The sequence below is a fragment of the Streptomyces sp. NPDC002490 genome (assembly GCF_040296045.1).
Taxonomy (GTDB): Bacteria; Actinomycetota; Actinomycetes; order Streptomycetales; family Streptomycetaceae; genus Streptomyces.
This window is the reverse complement of sequence record NZ_JBEOWM010000042.1, coordinates 46,612-60,477: the sequence shown is the minus strand read 5'-3', so window position 1 is coordinate 60,477 and position 13,866 is coordinate 46,612. Positions and strand designations below refer to the sequence as shown.

At 73.7% G+C, this 13,866-nt stretch carries 19 protein-coding genes; 13 read left to right on the top strand and 6 right to left on the bottom strand.

Translation table 11 applies throughout. The features are described from left to right. Window positions 1–333: 333 nt before the first annotated feature. Window positions 334–537, top strand: a complete 204-nt coding sequence (locus ABT092_RS23975; protein ID WP_351247170.1) for a hypothetical protein — start codon at window positions 334–336, stop codon at window positions 535–537. A 23-nt stretch (window positions 538–560) separates the two neighbouring features. Here ABT092_RS23975 and ABT092_RS23970 read toward each other — a convergent pair whose 3' ends face one another. Further along, the gene (locus tag ABT092_RS23970; protein WP_351247168.1) at window positions 561–1,463 is read right to left on the bottom strand and encodes an SDR family oxidoreductase; all 903 of its coding nucleotides are present in this window, start codon (window positions 1,461–1,463) and stop codon (window positions 561–563) included. 216 nt (window positions 1,464–1,679) lie between these two features. Here ABT092_RS23970 and ABT092_RS23965 point away from each other — a divergent pair, with 216 nt between their 5' ends. Together ABT092_RS23965 and ABT092_RS23960 are read left to right on the top strand one after the other, a co-directional pair. Further along, the gene (locus tag ABT092_RS23965) at window positions 1,680–2,378 is read left to right on the top strand and encodes a DUF4191 domain-containing protein (protein ID WP_351247166.1); all 699 of its coding nucleotides are present in this window, start codon (window positions 1,680–1,682) and stop codon (window positions 2,376–2,378) included. A 186-nt stretch (window positions 2,379–2,564) separates the two neighbouring features. Then, complete coding sequence (locus ABT092_RS23960) at window positions 2,565–3,848, top strand: MFS transporter (RefSeq protein ID WP_351247164.1); 1,284 nt, start codon at window positions 2,565–2,567, stop codon at window positions 3,846–3,848. On the opposite strand, the gene ABT092_RS23955 is transcribed toward ABT092_RS23960, so the two are convergent. Next, complete coding sequence (locus ABT092_RS23955) at window positions 3,820–4,197, bottom strand: winged helix-turn-helix transcriptional regulator (protein WP_351247162.1); 378 nt, start codon at window positions 4,195–4,197, stop codon at window positions 3,820–3,822. The two genes, ABT092_RS23960 and ABT092_RS23955, sit on opposite strands and share 29 nt — an antisense overlap. A gap of 123 nt (window positions 4,198–4,320) precedes the next feature. Here ABT092_RS23955 and ABT092_RS23950 point away from each other — a divergent pair, with 123 nt between their 5' ends. From ABT092_RS23950 to ABT092_RS23915, 8 genes are all read left to right on the top strand, one after another. Next, window positions 4,321–5,193, top strand: coding sequence for an NAD(P)-dependent oxidoreductase (locus tag ABT092_RS23950; protein ID WP_351247160.1), 873 nt, complete (start codon window positions 4,321–4,323; stop codon window positions 5,191–5,193). A gap of 93 nt (window positions 5,194–5,286) precedes the next feature. Beyond that, entirely contained in the window at window positions 5,287–5,727 is a 441-nt protein-coding gene (locus ABT092_RS23945; RefSeq protein ID WP_351247158.1) for a fluoride efflux transporter FluC, read from the top strand. Next, a complete protein-coding gene (locus ABT092_RS23940; protein ID WP_351247156.1) occupies window positions 5,724–6,071 on the top strand; it encodes a DUF190 domain-containing protein in 348 nt (115 codons plus the stop codon). Before ABT092_RS23945 ends, ABT092_RS23940 begins: the two co-directional genes overlap by 4 nt. Next, a complete protein-coding gene (gene crcB / locus ABT092_RS23935) occupies window positions 6,068–6,442 on the top strand; it encodes a fluoride efflux transporter CrcB (protein ID WP_351247154.1) in 375 nt (124 codons plus the stop codon). Before ABT092_RS23940 ends, crcB begins: the two co-directional genes overlap by 4 nt. Before the next feature lie 175 nt (window positions 6,443–6,617). Beyond that, window positions 6,618–7,565, top strand: coding sequence for an ABC transporter ATP-binding protein (locus ABT092_RS23930; protein ID WP_351247152.1), 948 nt, complete (start codon window positions 6,618–6,620; stop codon window positions 7,563–7,565). A gap of 57 nt (window positions 7,566–7,622) precedes the next feature. Continuing rightward, window positions 7,623–8,411: an ABC transporter permease gene (locus tag ABT092_RS23925; RefSeq protein WP_502968493.1), complete on the top strand. Its 789-nt coding sequence runs from the start codon at window positions 7,623–7,625 to the stop codon at window positions 8,409–8,411. A 26-nt stretch (window positions 8,412–8,437) separates the two neighbouring features. Continuing rightward, complete coding sequence (locus tag ABT092_RS23920) at window positions 8,438–9,715, top strand: sensor histidine kinase (protein WP_351247150.1); 1,278 nt, start codon at window positions 8,438–8,440, stop codon at window positions 9,713–9,715. Then, window positions 9,705–10,421 (top strand): response regulator, encoded by a 717-nt coding sequence (locus ABT092_RS23915; RefSeq protein ID WP_351247148.1) that lies wholly within the window; start codon window positions 9,705–9,707, stop codon window positions 10,419–10,421. Before ABT092_RS23920 ends, ABT092_RS23915 begins: the two co-directional genes overlap by 11 nt. A gap of 16 nt (window positions 10,422–10,437) precedes the next feature. Here ABT092_RS23915 and ABT092_RS23910 read toward each other — a convergent pair whose 3' ends face one another. From ABT092_RS23910 to ABT092_RS23895, 4 genes are all read right to left on the bottom strand, one after another. Continuing rightward, window positions 10,438–11,247 (bottom strand): phosphotransferase, encoded by an 810-nt coding sequence (locus ABT092_RS23910; RefSeq protein WP_351247146.1) that lies wholly within the window; start codon window positions 11,245–11,247, stop codon window positions 10,438–10,440. 240 nt (window positions 11,248–11,487) lie between these two features. Beyond that, on the bottom strand, window positions 11,488–12,123 hold the full coding sequence (locus ABT092_RS23905) for a hypothetical protein (protein WP_351247144.1): 636 nt from the start codon (window positions 12,121–12,123) through the stop codon (window positions 11,488–11,490). Between the two features lie 84 nt (window positions 12,124–12,207). After that, window positions 12,208–12,396 carry a hypothetical protein gene (locus ABT092_RS23900; protein ID WP_351247142.1) on the bottom strand — a complete coding sequence of 63 codons (189 nt, stop codon included), beginning with the start codon at window positions 12,394–12,396 and terminating at the stop codon, window positions 12,208–12,210. Window positions 12,397–12,407: 11 nt separating this feature from the next. Continuing rightward, window positions 12,408–12,710 (bottom strand): hypothetical protein, encoded by a 303-nt coding sequence (locus ABT092_RS23895; RefSeq protein WP_351247141.1) that lies wholly within the window; start codon window positions 12,708–12,710, stop codon window positions 12,408–12,410. 119 nt (window positions 12,711–12,829) lie between these two features. Between ABT092_RS23895 and ABT092_RS23890 the strand changes: the two genes are divergently transcribed. Both ABT092_RS23890 and ABT092_RS23885 read left to right on the top strand, forming a co-directional pair. Next, window positions 12,830–13,639, top strand: coding sequence for a helix-turn-helix domain-containing protein (locus ABT092_RS23890; RefSeq protein ID WP_351247139.1), 810 nt, complete (start codon window positions 12,830–12,832; stop codon window positions 13,637–13,639). Further along, window positions 13,636–13,824: a DUF397 domain-containing protein gene (locus tag ABT092_RS23885; RefSeq protein ID WP_351247137.1), complete on the top strand. Its 189-nt coding sequence runs from the start codon at window positions 13,636–13,638 to the stop codon at window positions 13,822–13,824. The genes ABT092_RS23890 and ABT092_RS23885 overlap by 4 nt, the downstream gene beginning before the upstream one ends. Window positions 13,825–13,866: the final 42 nt, after the last annotated feature.

Genomic DNA, 13,866 nt, shown 5'->3' with positions numbered 1-13,866 from the left:
GCCCGCCGCCGCGGGGCCGCGGCCGGGGGCCGCCGCGTCATCGGCGGGGGGGGGGGGTCGGCGGAACGTTCCGCCGACCCCCTCCGCCGTGCTCGTCGCGCCCCCTGGTGTGAATCGCGGCACACCCCCCTGCGGCGGCGTCACCCGGGTTTGACCGGTGGGTCACCCGCTGGTAACACCGGAGGGAGAACCTGACGTCCGTGGCGCCGGCCGCCGCTCGTGCACACCGGAGTGCGCTCCCTCCAGCGACCCGGCCGGCGCCACCGGGCCGCGGGGCGCCCCACCGCCGCGCGGCCTTCCGGACCCGCCGCGCTCCCAGGGGGAACCACCGCCATGCAGGCCGCACCGCCCACCGCGCTCCCGAGCCTCGTCGCCGCACTGCGCCTCGTCGAGTCCCTGCTCACCAGCCGCGGCCACCGCACCGCCCGGCGCAACGCCTGGACCTCCGTCCTGGAGGACCGTCGCCGCGCCGAGGACCGGACCGCGAGCGAACGCGCCCTGGCGGACCTCCCGGGCGCCGGCAGCCGCACCTCCTGACGACCGGCCCGCCCGGGCGCCTGTCACCCGGTGCCGTCGGACGGGGTAGGGGCACCGGTCCGGAACGCCTCCAGGTGCTCCCGCGCCCACTCCTCGAAGGTCCGCGCGGGTCGCCCGGTGACGATCTCGGCCGTCTCCGGGACGAGGACCTCGTCCCAGTCCGTCTCGACCGGCTCGCCGCCCTCTGTCCCGTTCCCGTCGTAGTCCACGTCGCCGACCAGGAAGTCGGCCGCGGCGGCTGCGAACCCGCCCTGGGCGAGGTAGTGCTCCCGCAGCTCCTGAGGGGTGACGGCGAGCGGGCGGACCTCCTCGCCCAGCAGTCGGGAGAGGATCGCGACCTGCTGCCGCACGCTCAGCCGCCCGGCGCCGTTGAAGGTGTACGCACGCCCGGCGTGACCGTCCTCCACCAGCGCGGTGGCGATCGCGTCCGCCACGTCCTGCGGGTGCACCGGGGAGCCCGGTGCGTCCGGGTCGAGGTCCCGGACCACCCGCTCCCCGCGCACCGAGGGCCCCCACAGCTCCAGCTTGTTGCCGGCGAACTCCCCGGGCCGGACGAAGGTCCACTCCAGGCCCGACGCCTCCACCGCCCGCTCCACCGGCAGGTGGAACATCGTGTCGTAGCCGGAGGTGACGGCCGCCGAGGAGAGCACCACGATCCTGCGCACCCCCGCCGCCTTCGCCAGGGCCACCACCTCGGCGGCGGTGTCGGGGTACGGGAAGAGCACCATGCGCTCGACCCCGGCCAGGGCTCCGGCCAGTCCCTCCGGCTCCCCCAGGTCGCCCGCCACCACCTCGACGCCCCCGGGCAGCCCCCGCGCCCGCCCGGGATCGCGGGTCAGGGCCCGCAGGGCGACCCCCCGTCCGGCCAGTTCCCGCACCACCCGTCGACCGATGCTCCCCGTCGCCCCGGTCACCAGATACGTCATCGTGCGCCTCCGTCCGCTCCTCGCACACCCTCGTTCGTACGGTGTACGCAGTCATGAAGATCAGGAGGGTACACCGTACGCAGTGATGGTGCGAACCGCCCCCGCCAGCAGGGGGACGCCACCCGGGCGGTACGGATCGCCGGCCGGCCGCCGCCCGCACCGGATCGGGGGCGCCCGGACGTCGTGGCCGGGGGGCCGGACACGTAGACTTCACACATGGCGAGGAAGGAATCCGCAGCGAGCGCTGCGAACCCGGGGCGGCTCAAGCAGATCGCCCTCACGTACAAGATGACCCGCAGGGCCGATCCCAAGATCGGTCTGGTGCTCGCGGCGGTCGGGCTCGGCACCCTCGGTGTCTTCCTCGCCATCGGCTTCTGGCTCGGGCACCCCGTCTACCTGGGCATCCTCGGTCTGCTGATCGCGTTCCTCGCGACGGCCATCGTCTTCGGACGGCGTGCCGAGCGGGCCGCGTTCAGTCAGATGGAGGGCCAGCCCGGCGCCGCGGCGGCCGTGCTCGACAACATCGGCCGCGGCTGGAGCACCACGCCCGCGATCGCCATGAACCGCAGCCAGGACGTGGTGCACCGCGCGGTCGGCAAGGCCGGCATCGTCCTGGTCGCCGAGGGCAACCCGAACCGGGTCAAGAGCCTGCTCGCCGCCGAGAAGAAGAAGATGGCCCGCATCGTGGCGGACGTGCCCGTGCACGACCTGATCGTCGGCACCGGCGAGGGCCAGGTGCCGCTGAAGAAGGTGCGCACCACCATGCTGAAGTACCCGCGGGTGCTCAGCGGCCCGCAGGTCACCGTCACCAACGACCGGCTGCGCGCCATGGGCGACCTGATGAGCAACATGCCCCTGCCGAAGGGCCCCATGCCCAAGGGCATGCGCATGCCGAAGGGCCCCAAGATGCGCTAGACGCGCCCCGACGAGACGCGGAGGGCGCCGGAACCCCAGGGTTCCGGCGCCCTCCGCGCGTTCGCCGTGTCCCGGGACCGCCTCCCGGACGGCAGGCCCCGTCGGTGGCAGCATGCGATGGCCGGGCACCGGAGCCGGTCGGTGCCCGGACCGCGCACAGTCCGGCAGGAGCGAGGACGAACCCCGGTGCCCCGAGAAGACCACCGCCCGCCCGCCGCGTCTCCCCCGGACCCCCCGTCCCGCGCCGAGGGGGACGAGCGGTGGTTGACGACGGGGGTGGGCAGCGTCGGGGTGACCAGCTTCCTCTCCGACTCCGGCCACGAGATCGCGACCTCCGTGCTGCCCGGCTTCGTCACCGGCACCCTGCACGGCTCCGCCGCCTCACTGGGGCTGATCGAGGGCGTGAGCGACGCCCTCACCGGGGTGCTGAAGCTGGTCGGCGGCCCGCTCGCCAACGATCCGCGCCGACGGCGACGGCTGGCCACCGGCGGCTACCTCGGCACCGCGGTGGCGACCGGGGCGATCGGCCTGGCCACCACGGTGTGGCAGGTGGGCGTCCTGCGGGCGCTGGCCTGGTCGGCGCGCGGCCTGCGCGGCCCGGCCAAGGACTCCCTGCTCGCCTCGCTGGCCCCGCCCCGCGCCTTCGGGCGGGCGTACGGCCTGGAACGCGCCGGGGACAACCTCGGAGCGGTGGTCGGACCGCTGGCCGCCGCGGGTCTGGTGGCGTGGCTGGGCGTCCGGCCGGCGATCTGGTTCGCCTTCCTGCCGGGACTCCTGGCCGCGGTCGCCATCACCGTCGCGGCCCGCGAGGCGCGGCGCCGCCACGCGGACGGGGACCGGGAGCCGATCCGGCTGCGGTTCGCCGGGCTGCGGGACGCGGGACTGCTCCGCCCGCTGCTCCCGGTGCTGCTGTTCGAGTTCGGCAACCTCGCCGTCACGCTGCTGATCCTGCGGGCCACCGAACTGCTGCACACCGGCGGGCGCACGGCCGCCGCGGCGGCGTCCCTGGCCATCCTGATCTACGCCGCGCACAACGCGGTGGCCGCGGTGACCGCCTACGCCGGCGGCCACTGGATCGACCGGGCCGGCCCGCGCGTGGTGTTCGCCGCCGGGGCCGCCCTCTTCGTGCTGGCCTACGCGGGCTTCGCCGCCGGCCCCTCCTCCTGGTGGGTGCTGTGCGGCTTCTTCGCCCTGGCCGGGGCGGGCATCGGCTGTGCGGAGACCGCGGAGTCGGCGCTGGTCGCCCGGCTCCTGCCGGACCGGCTGAGGGGCAGCGGCTTCGGCCTGCTGGGTGCCGTGCAGGCCGCGGGCGACGTGGTCGCCACCGTGGTCGCCGGGGTGCTGTACACGGCCGTCTCCCCCGCCGCCGGGTTCCTGTACGCGGCCGGGTGGATGCTGCTCTCCCTGCTGGGCGCCGCCGCACTCGCCCCGGGCCGTCCCCCTACCGCCCCGGGGTCGCCGCCTCGTTGACGGAGACCTTCTCGGCGCCGATCCGCCGCATCCGTTCGGTGCCCCAGGCTCCCAGCGGGGCCAGGGCCGCGTTGAGCGAGACGCCGTGTTCGGTGAGGGAGTACTCGACCTTCGGCGGCACCTGTCGGTACACCTCGCGGTGGACCAGTCCGTCCTCCTCCATCTGCCGCAGGTGCTGGATCAGCATCTTCTCGCTGACGCCCGGCAGGGAGCGGCGGAGTTCGGCGAACCGGCGGGCCCCGTGGTGGTGCAGCTCCCAGAGGATCAGCGGCTTCCACTTGCCGGCGACCACGTCCATCGCCGCGTCGATGCCGCAGAAGTAGGGACCGCTCCGTGCGGGTGTCGTCATCCGTCCCCTCCTCGGGGTACTTACCCGTAGGTGAGTACCCGACTTGTTAGTCGGTACTGGTGCAGGCTACCGGCGAGGGAGAGGATCGAACAGAAGGACGAACACGAGGGGAAACGACCGAAGATGACGACCAACGACGTCCGGGTGAGCGTGCTCGGGCTGGGAGCGATGGGCAGTGCCCTGGCCGGCGCACTGCTGGAGGCCGGGTACTCGACGACGGTCTGGAACCGCTCGCCGGGCCGGGCGGAGGACCTCCTCGCGCGGGGCGCACGGGCCGCCGCCTCGGCCGGCGACGCGGTGCGGGCGGGCGGGGTGGTGGTCGTCTGCCTGCTGGACCACGCATCGGTCCACCAGGTGCTCGACCCGCTCGCCGACGAGTTGACCGGACGGACCCTGGTCAACGTCACCACCACGTCACCCGCCGAGTCGCGGGAGCTGGCCGACTGGGCGGCCCGTGCCGGGATCGCCTACCTGGACGGCGGGGTCATGGCCGTACCGTCCATGATCGGCCGGCCCGGGGCCTCGATCCTCTACAGCGGATCGGCCGACGCCTTCGAGCAGTGCGAGCCGCTGCTGGACCGCTGGGGAACCAGCACCTACTTCGGTGCGGACGCCGGACTGGCGTCCCTGTACGACCTGGCACTCCTCTCCGGCATGTACGTCATGTTCGCCGGGTTCCTGCACGGCGCCGCCATGGTCGCACCGGCCGGGGTGACGGCCCGCGAGTTCGCCGGCCTGGCGGCCCCCTGGTTGACCGCCATGACCAGCGCCTTCGAGGGGTTCGCCACGGTCGTCGACGGCGGGGACTACACCGTGCCGGGGCAGCAGAGCCTCCTCTTCTCCGACCTCGGCGGCCTTCTGACCGCGAGTGCGGACCAGGGCATCGGGACCGAGGCCGTCGCCATGGTCCAGCGGCTCGTCCGGCGCCAGATCGACGCGGGCCACGGGGAGGAGGGCTTCGCCCGGATCTACGAGTCCATCAAGCAACCGGGCTGAGCGCCGGACCCCGCAAGTTCCGTGCCAGGATCTCCGACGCCCCCGTACGCACCCCGGTGCGGGCGGGGGCCGACGAGGAGGAGGCGAACACCCATGGGACACCCACCGTCCTCGGCGCCCGGACGCGCCCGGGCCGCGGTCCCCTGGACGACGGTGGCGGTCGTGGCGCTGGGCGGGGCGCTGGGCACCGCCGCCCGCTACGGGGCGTCGCTCCGGTGGCCCACCGCGCCCGGGGAATTCCCGTGGACCGTCCTGACCGTGAACGCCGTGGGCTGCGCGGTGATCGGGGTGTTCATGGTGCTCGTCGGCGAGGTGTGGGCGGCTCATCCGCTGGTGCGGCCCTTCTTCGGCACCGGTGTACTGGGCGGGTTCACCACCTTCTCCACCTACGCCGGGGACGTCCGGCACCTGGTGGCGGGTGGACGGGCCGGTGCCGGTCTGGTCTACCTGGCCCTGACCCTGCTCGCGGCCCTCGCGGCGGTGTGGACCGCGGCGTGGGCGACCCGCCGAGCACTGGCACGGAGGCGAACATGACCAGACTGACCGGTACGGCGCTGCGGGTGACGGTCTTCCTCGGGGAGAGCGACCTGTGGCACCACAAGCCCGTCTACACCGAGATCGTGCACCGCGCGCACCGGGCCGGGCTGGCCGGCGCCAGCGTGTTCCGGGGCATCGAGGGGTACGGGGCGTCCTCCCTGATCCACACCCAGCGGCTGCTGTCGCTGAGCGAGGACCTGCCGGTCGCCGTGGTGATCGTGGACGAGGAGGCGAAGGTCCGCGCCTTCCTGCCGCAGCTCGACGAACTCGTCACCGAGGGGCTGGTGATCCTCGACGACTGCGAGGTCATCCGCCACGTCGGCCGGGAGGGCGCCCGGTGAACTGGTTGCTGGTCCTGGTCGGCGGGGCGGTGGGCGCGCCGCTGCGGTACCTCACCGACCGGGCGGTGCAGCGCCGGCACGACAGCGTGTTCCCCTGGGGGACCTTCACCGTCAACGCGCTGGGCTGCCTGGTCCTGGGGCTGCTCACCGGGGCGGTCAGCGCCGGTGCGGCCTCCTCCGAGGTGCAGTTGCTCCTCGGTACGGGACTGTGCGGGGCGCTGACGACGTACTCCACCTTCAGCTACGAGACGCTGCGGCTGGCCGAGGACGGGGCCGCGTTCTACGCCCTCGCCAACGTCGTGGGCAGTGTGCTGGTCGGGCTCGGCGCGGTCTTCGGCGGGTTCGCCCTCGCCGAGGCCCTGTGGACGTGACGGCGCCCGCCCGACCCCGACCAGCGCCCACGGGCGACCTGATGAGCAACATGCCCCTGCCCATGGGCCCCGTGCCCACGGGCATGCGCACGCTGCCGCACCATCCGATCGGGTGATGCCGCGTCGAGCCCGACGGGCGATGCGGCGGGCGGGGCCCGTCCGCGAGGCTCTCCGCATGACCACGGCGAGCATGACCACGGCGAGCATGAGCACGGCGGCCCGCGGGCCCGTCGTCGAAGTCCGCGACCTGCGCAAGTCCTACGGCGGCCGGGCCGCAGTCGACGGGGTGTCCTTCACCGTCGAGGAGGGCGAGGTCTTCGGCATCCTGGGCCCGAACGGCGCCGGCAAGACCACGACGGTCGAGTGCGTGGAGGGCCTGCGCACCCCCGACTCGGGCCTGGTGCGGGTCGCGGGGCTGGACCCCGTCGCCGACCACGCCGAGGTGACCCGGGTGTTGGGCGCACAGCTCCAGGAGAGCGAACTCCAGGCCAAGCTGACGGTGCGCGAGGCGCTGGAGCTGTACGCCGCCTGCTACCCGCGTCCGCTGGACTGGCGGGTCCTCGCCGAACGCCTGGGCCTGACGGCCAAGCTCACCACCCGCTTCGGCGGGCTCTCCGGCGGGCAGAAGCAGCGCCTCTTCATCGCGCTCGCCCTGATCGGCAACCCCCGGGTCGTCGTCCTCGACGAGTTGACCACCGGCCTGGACCCCCGGTCCCGCCGGGACGCCTGGGAGCTGATCGAGGACGTCCGCGCCAACGGGGTCACCGTCCTGCTGGTCACGCACTTCATGGAGGAGGCGCACCGGCTCTGCGACCGGATCGCCCTGATCGACGGCGGGCGGGTCACCGCGCTGGACACCCCGGGCGGGCTGATCGGACGCGCCGCGGCGTCCACCCTGATCTCGTTCACCCCCTCGGCGCCCCTCGACGGTCGTGAACTGGCCGCACTGCCCGCGGTCGCGTCCGTCGATCACCGGGACGGCCGGATCACCCTGGGCGGCACCGACGAGACCGTGGGCGCGCTGCTCTCGCTGCTCGCCCGGCACCGCGTGACCGCCCACCAGCTCCGCGTCACCGACGCCACCCTGGACGACGCCTTCCTCGACCTGACGAGGCACCGGTAGTCCGCGCTGCCCGTCCGCCCCTTCCCCCCGCCCCACCACCCGCACAGGAGCCGTACCGTGTCCCGTCCTCCCGCCGGCGTCGCGCCGCTCGCCCGCGAACGCCGCGCCTCGCCCCGCCTCGCCGTGCTGCGCGCCGAGGCCCGGCTCTTCCGCCGGGAGCCCGGCAACCTCTTCTGGATCGTGGGCTTCCCGCCCGGGCTGTTGGCGATCCTGGGCTCCGTCCCCATGTTCCGGGAGGTCCGGGACGACCTCGACGGGCTCCGGCTCATCGACCTGTACGTACCGGTGACCGTCCTGGTCGGCCTGATCATGGCCAGCATGCAGGCGCTGCCGCCGGTCCTGACCGGCTACCGCGAGCGCGGCGTCCTGCGCCGGATGTCGACCACCCCGGTGCGCCCGTCCGCGCTGCTGAGCGCGCAGATGACCCTGATCGGCACGGCGGCCCTGTTCTCGGCGCTGCTCTCCCTCGCAGTGGGCCGGTGGGCCTTCGACGTGCCGCTGCCGGGCCGGCCCGCCGGCTACGCGCTGGCCCTGTTGCTCGGGGTCGCCGTCGCGGTGGGCATGGGCGCCCTGGTGGCGGCGGTGGCCCGGACCGCCAAGAGCGCGACGGCCATCAGTTCGGCGGTGTTCTTCCCGATGCTCTTCTGCGCGGGGGTGTGGCTGCCGGTGCAGGCCATGCCGGACCTCCTCGCCCGTATCGTCGGGTTCACCCCCTACGGTGCCGCGGCCCTGGCCCTCGGCGAGGCGGGGGCGGGCGACTGGCCCGCGTGGTCCCGGCTGGCCGTGCTCGCCGGGTGGGCGGTCGCCCTGTCGGCCGGGGCCTCGCGCTGGTTCCGGTGGGAGTAGGCAGCGGGAGGCGGGGGGAGCACGCGGTGGCGACGGCGACCACGGACGCGGACCGGGATCGACGCCGGACGGCCTTCCTCGCCCGGCAGCCGTACGGGCTGCTCGGCATCTCCGCACTGCTGGCCGTCGCCTCGGCCGGGCTGACGCCCACCGCGGCGGAACGGACCGCCGTCGTGGTGCTCGTGGTCGCGGCCCTGGTGCTCCAACTGTGCTGGGGACGGGTGGCGGCCCGCACCGGCCCGGGCCCGGGCCGCGCCTCGGTGGCGTACTACGTGCTGCGCTGGGTCATCGGTGCCGCGTTGACCTGGCTGAACGGGTTCTTCTCGTTCTACGCCGCCGCCGGCTGCTTCGACGCGGGCGAACTGCTCCCCGGCCGGCGCCGGGCGCGCCTCGGCCTGGTCGCCTGTTCCGTGCCGCTGGCGACGGCCCAGGCCAGCGGGCTGGCGTTCCGGGGCGGGCAGGAGTGGCTGGTGTTCGCCGGGCTGCTGGTCGCCAACAACGTGCTGCTGACCGTCGTCGGGCACGTCTTCCAGCAGCAGGAGGAGCAGTCCCTCGCCCGGGCGGCCACCATCGCCGAGTTGGAGCGCACCAACACCGCCCTCCAGCGGGCCCTCGACGAGAACGCCGCCCTGCACGCCCAACTCGTGGTCCAGGCACGGGAGGCGGGCGTCGCCGACGAGCGTCGGCGGCTGGCCGCCGAGATCCACGACACCATCGCCCAGGGCCTGACCGGTGTCATCGCCCAACTCCAGGTCGTCGCCGCCGCCCCCGACCCGGCCGCCGCCCGGGTGCACCTCGACCGGGCCACCGGTCTGGCCCGGCACAGCCTGGGCGAGGCCCGCCGCTCGGTGCGCGACCTCGCCCCCGTCGACCTGGCCCACGACGCGCTGCCCCGGGCGCTGCGCACGACCGTCGCCCGCTGGTCCGAACAGGCGGGCGTACGAGCCGAGTTCACCCTCACGGGTACCGTGCGGGAATTGCCGGGCGGGGTCTCCGCGACGCTGCTGCGGATCGCCCAGGAGGCACTGGCGAACGCGTCCAAGCACGCCGGCGCCTCCCGGCTCGGCGTCACGCTCAGCTTCATGGGCGACGAGGTCACCCTGGACGTCCGTGACGACGGGCGGGGCTTCGACGCCTCGGCACCGCCCGGGCGCACCGGCACCGGCGGTTTCGGGCTCGACGGGATGCGGGCCCGCGCCGAGGGCGTCGGGGGCGTGCTGGCCGTCGAGTCCGAGCCGGGCGGCGGCACCGCCGTGTCGGCCCGCGTACCGTGGGCACGAGATGAACCGCGCCATGAGCAGTGAGACGCCCGAGGGCCGGAACGGGGACGGGTTCGGGGACGTGACCCGGACCGCGGCAGAGGGCACGGCGGTTGCCGGGGGCCCCGTGGTCTCCCTGCTCCTGGTGGACGATCACCCGGTGGTGCGGGACGGCCTGCGCGGCATCTTCGAGTCGGCGCCGGGCTTCACCGTGCTTGGTGAGGCGGCGGACGGGGTCACCGCCGTCGCATCGGCCCTCGCCCTCGACCCGGACGTGGTGGTGATGGACCTGCGGATGCCGGGCGGCGGCGGGGCCGAGGCCATCGCCGAACTGACCCGCCGCGGCGCCCGGGCCAGGGTCCTGGTGCTGACCACCTGGGACACCGACTCCGACATACTGCCCGCGATCGAGGCGGGCGCGGCCGGCTACCTCCTCAAGGACGCCCCGCGCGAGGAACTCTTCGCGGGGGCCCGCGCGGTGGCGGAGGGCCGCCCGGTCTTCGCCCACTCCGTCACCTCCCGGCTGCTCGCCACCGTCCGTGCCCCCGGCCGGGAGACGGCCCTGACCGCCCGTGAACGCGAGGTGCTCGGCCTGGTCGCCCGGGGCACCTCCAACCGCGGGATCGCGGTGGAACTCTTCATCAGCGAGGCCACGGTGAAGAGCCACCTCAAGCACGTGTACGCCAAGTTGGACGTCAACGACCGTGCCGCGGCGGTGGCCAGGGCCTACGAGCGGGGCATCCTCGGCTGAGGTCCGCGGCCCCTCCTCAGCGGGGCGCGGCCAGCAGGTGGCGGAACCGTTCGTTGCTGCCCCGCGCCCCCCGTTCCCCGACCCGCGCGGACCACTGCCGGCAGGTCGCCCGGACGTACGCCTCGACGGCCTTCGGGTCGGCCTTCCGCCAGGACGGGAAGCCGTTCAACCAGTCCAGGGCGGCCCCGGGTTCCTGGTCCTCCTCCATCAGCCGGACCGCGGTGTTCGCGGGGTCGATCCACTCCGGGCCGAGCGCGGGCATGGCCCAGTCGATGACGTGGGCGTCCCCGCGCGTCCCGCAGATGAGGATGTTGTGCGGGTTGGTGTCGGTGTGCAGCAGCGCGGAGCCCCGCAGGGCGTCCCGTTCCTCGGGCGTCAGGAACCCCCGGAGGCGGTCGGCGACCCGCGGCAGCCCGCGAACGAGCCGGACCGGGAGTCGCGGGGCGGGACGCCCCATCCTGATCATGGTCGTCCGGACGGCGGTGAGGTCCCGGCTGCCGGGGCCGAGGCCGGCGTGCCGTCCGTCGACGTGGGCGAAGGCCAGCAGCCGCCACCCGGCCGCGTCGAACCGGTGGCGGATCGCGGGGCCGCAGCCGGTCACGATCCCGTTGACGGCCTCCTCGTTGCGCAGGCCCGCCATGCCCTCGTGGTCCGAGGTGCGGACGCCCTTGAGGAAGAGCCGCCCCGAGGGGGTGCGCACGGCGAGGGCCACGGTGCAGTTGAGACCGGACGGGACGACGACCGGGTCCACGACGGTCCCGGTGCCCTCCTGGACCTCGTCACGGAGTTCGGCGGGCAGGTCGTCCCACCTCAGATGCTCGTTCACGTGTTCTCGCTCCGTGGATGCGGCGGGGGCCGGGCGGGTCCCGGCCCCCTGCGGTGTCACTGGTGGAACGGCCCGGCTCAGGACGCCGTCACGCCGCACTTGCGACAGCGCGTCTTGCCGGACCAGCCGACCCACTCGTGTTCGCACTCGCGGACCGCCCGGGGGCGTGGAGTCTGCGGAATCATCGTCGTGCCTTTCCTTCCTCTTTCCGGTGTTCCTGCGGGGCGCTTCGGAGGTGCGTCAGCGGCTGACCAGGGACTCCCGGTCCGCCCGTCCGATCTCCTCCTCGGCGAGCCGCGCCAGCCGGCCGGTGCAGGCGGCGCAGGCGTACATGGGTGCGTCGCCCCGGGGCACGCGGACGGGCCCGATCCAGGTGACGGGCAGGTCCGTGCCCCCGCAGTACAGCCAGCACCGGCCGGGTACCCATCCCCCGCCCGTCATCGGGGGCTCCGACTCGGGTGGCGGGTCCTCCGGGGCCGGACGGCCGGCGCGGAGCTTGGCCGCGCCGAGCCAGCGGGCGAGCGATTCCTCCGCCGGGTCGCCCCGGAGTTGCCACCCGTGGTGACGGGGATGGCCCCAGAACAGGGTGCACGTCTCCTCCCGCGCCGCCCCGGCCGCCTCGCACCAGGGCAGCGACTCCAGCCGGGTCGCCGCCGCCCCGTCCGTCGCCCAGCGCACCCAGAGCGCGTGGGTGGGGCGGTGGTCCCAGTCCCACACGTGGTCCGCGTGCTCGCCCTCGTGCCACAGCCCCAACTCGCAGCGCAGCCTGCGGGGAATCCGTGCCAGGTCGGCGGCGCCGACCCGGCCCTGTCCCGCGAGTATCGCCAAGAACACGTCTCCGTGGGGCACTTCGGTCGCCGCGGTGCACTTGCGCATGTGTCAACGTCCTTCGTCGTGAGGGGTCGTCCCGCCCGGACGCCGGTAACGCACGGGCGGGAAACAGAGGTTGAGCAGGTCGGTTCAGCGGGTGGCGGTCATCCGCAGGCAGGTCGGGCAGTTGACCCGGCGCAACCACTCCCAGGTCTCGTCGCCGTCCTCGCCGGCGCCGCACACCGGCCAGACGTAGGGCCTGCGGTCGGGCACCCGCCGCCACTCCAGGGCGTGCACGGTGAGCACGTCCTCCCCGACCGTCACTGCCCCGGCCGGCACGCCCGGCGCCCTCACCGGGACCCTTCCGCGCCGGGCACCAGGGGGAGTTGGACGTCCACGACCTGGTTGCCGACGGCCAGCAGTTCGATCAGTCGCTCCGTCGAGGGAATGTCCACCACCCCCAGGTCGACGACCCACCTGCCGCTCTCCTCCTGCCGCTGGCACATCGTGCGGAGGTGGACCCCGAGGGCCAGCGACAGCGAGTAGAGGACCGTGTACGCCGTCCGCGCACGTTCCTCGGTCACCGTGTTCTCCACGGCGGTGTAACGGCTTGCTCCGGGGCCGCGCTCGGGCGGGTTGCTGTCCAGGTGCATGAGGGTGTTCCGCTTTCTGAGGGCGCTGTTCCTGACCCCTCACACTGTGGACCGCGTATCCGCTCCGTCACCAGGTGTAATATCTTCGTCCCCTGAACCCGACTACGCGGGACGGAGCCATGGGCAGGCCCCTCAAAGAACTGACGCCGCACAAGAGCGCACAGGACCTGATCGGTTGGCGCATCCGGAAACTACGGATGGAACGGAAGTGGGGCGTCGACGAACTCGCCGCCAAGGTGTTCGTCACCCCCGGTCGCATCACCCAGGTCGAGACCGCCAACGACCCGCCCGGCAGGGAGCTGACCAAGCAGCTCGCGGAGGTGCTGGGCGCACAGGACCTGGTCGAGCTCTGGCCGTTGATGAGGCTGGAGAGCTTCCGGGGCTACGCGAAGCTCTTCCTGCGGGACCAGGCCACGGCCGATGTCATCCACGACTTCGCGCCGATCGTGCCTGGTCTGTTCCAGGTCACCGGCTACGCCAGGGCCGTGATGGGGCTCACCAGCTCTGAGGACTTGGCCGAATTGGAGGAGGCCGTCACGCTGCGGATGGAGCGGAAGTCCATCTTCGAGCGGACCGATCCCCCCTGGATCTGGGTGGTCCTCGCTGAGGAAGCACTGACCCATGTGCAGGGCAGCCCCGAGGTGATGGTCCAACAGATCGACTACCTGCTGGAGATGGTCCAGCGCCCTCGCATCAACATCCAGCTTCTACCCCTGGACAAGACTTCGATTCCCGGGTCCATCAGCCTCCTCTCACTCCCCGGTGGGGAACGCACCGCATACGCCGAGGGGTTCGGCACGGGCACCTACTACCGTGAGCCCGTGGACGTGCATCGGTTCCAGAGGCTCTACGATCGGCTCCAGGCCGGCGCCTTGGACATCGAGGCGTCGATCGAGGCCATCAGGGACATTCGAAGGAAGCATCAATGAAGCAGCCCCACTGGCACATCAGCACCTACAGCGGAGACCGGGACAACTGCGTCGAGGTCGCCGTGTTCGATGCGGCGTTGCCGGGCGTGGTCCGCGTTCGGGACAGCAAGGACCGCACCATCCCCGAGATCCAGGCGTCCACCGCCGCGTGGCAGGGCTTGGTCCGGCTGGTGCACGGACACTGAACCCGCACCCGGCCCGGTGACGGGATCGCCCCGCAGCACATC

Coding starts and splice junctions, on each gene's coding strand:
- ABT092_RS23945 (WP_351247158.1), top strand. CDS start 5,287: ATGGGACACCCACCGTCCTCGGCGCCCGGACGCGCCCGGGCCGCGGTC.
- ABT092_RS23955 (WP_351247162.1), bottom strand. CDS start 4,197: ATGACGACACCCGCACGGAGCGGTCCCTACTTCTGCGGCATCGACGCG.
- ABT092_RS23930 (WP_351247152.1), top strand. CDS start 6,618: ATGACCACGGCGAGCATGACCACGGCGAGCATGAGCACGGCGGCCCGC.
- ABT092_RS23940 (WP_351247156.1), top strand. CDS start 5,724: ATGACCAGACTGACCGGTACGGCGCTGCGGGTGACGGTCTTCCTCGGG.
- ABT092_RS23915 (WP_351247148.1), top strand. CDS start 9,705: ATGAGCAGTGAGACGCCCGAGGGCCGGAACGGGGACGGGTTCGGGGAC.
- ABT092_RS23905 (WP_351247144.1), bottom strand. CDS start 12,123: ATGCGCAAGTGCACCGCGGCGACCGAAGTGCCCCACGGAGACGTGTTC.
- ABT092_RS23890 (WP_351247139.1), top strand. CDS start 12,830: ATGGGCAGGCCCCTCAAAGAACTGACGCCGCACAAGAGCGCACAGGAC.
- ABT092_RS23970 (WP_351247168.1), bottom strand. CDS start 1,463: ATGACGTATCTGGTGACCGGGGCGACGGGGAGCATCGGTCGACGGGTG.
- ABT092_RS23895 (WP_351247141.1), bottom strand. CDS start 12,710: ATGCACCTGGACAGCAACCCGCCCGAGCGCGGCCCCGGAGCAAGCCGT.
- ABT092_RS23965 (WP_351247166.1), top strand. CDS start 1,680: ATGGCGAGGAAGGAATCCGCAGCGAGCGCTGCGAACCCGGGGCGGCTC.
- ABT092_RS23975 (WP_351247170.1), top strand. CDS start 334: ATGCAGGCCGCACCGCCCACCGCGCTCCCGAGCCTCGTCGCCGCACTG.
- ABT092_RS23885 (WP_351247137.1), top strand. CDS start 13,636: ATGAAGCAGCCCCACTGGCACATCAGCACCTACAGCGGAGACCGGGAC.
- ABT092_RS23950 (WP_351247160.1), top strand. CDS start 4,321: ATGACGACCAACGACGTCCGGGTGAGCGTGCTCGGGCTGGGAGCGATG.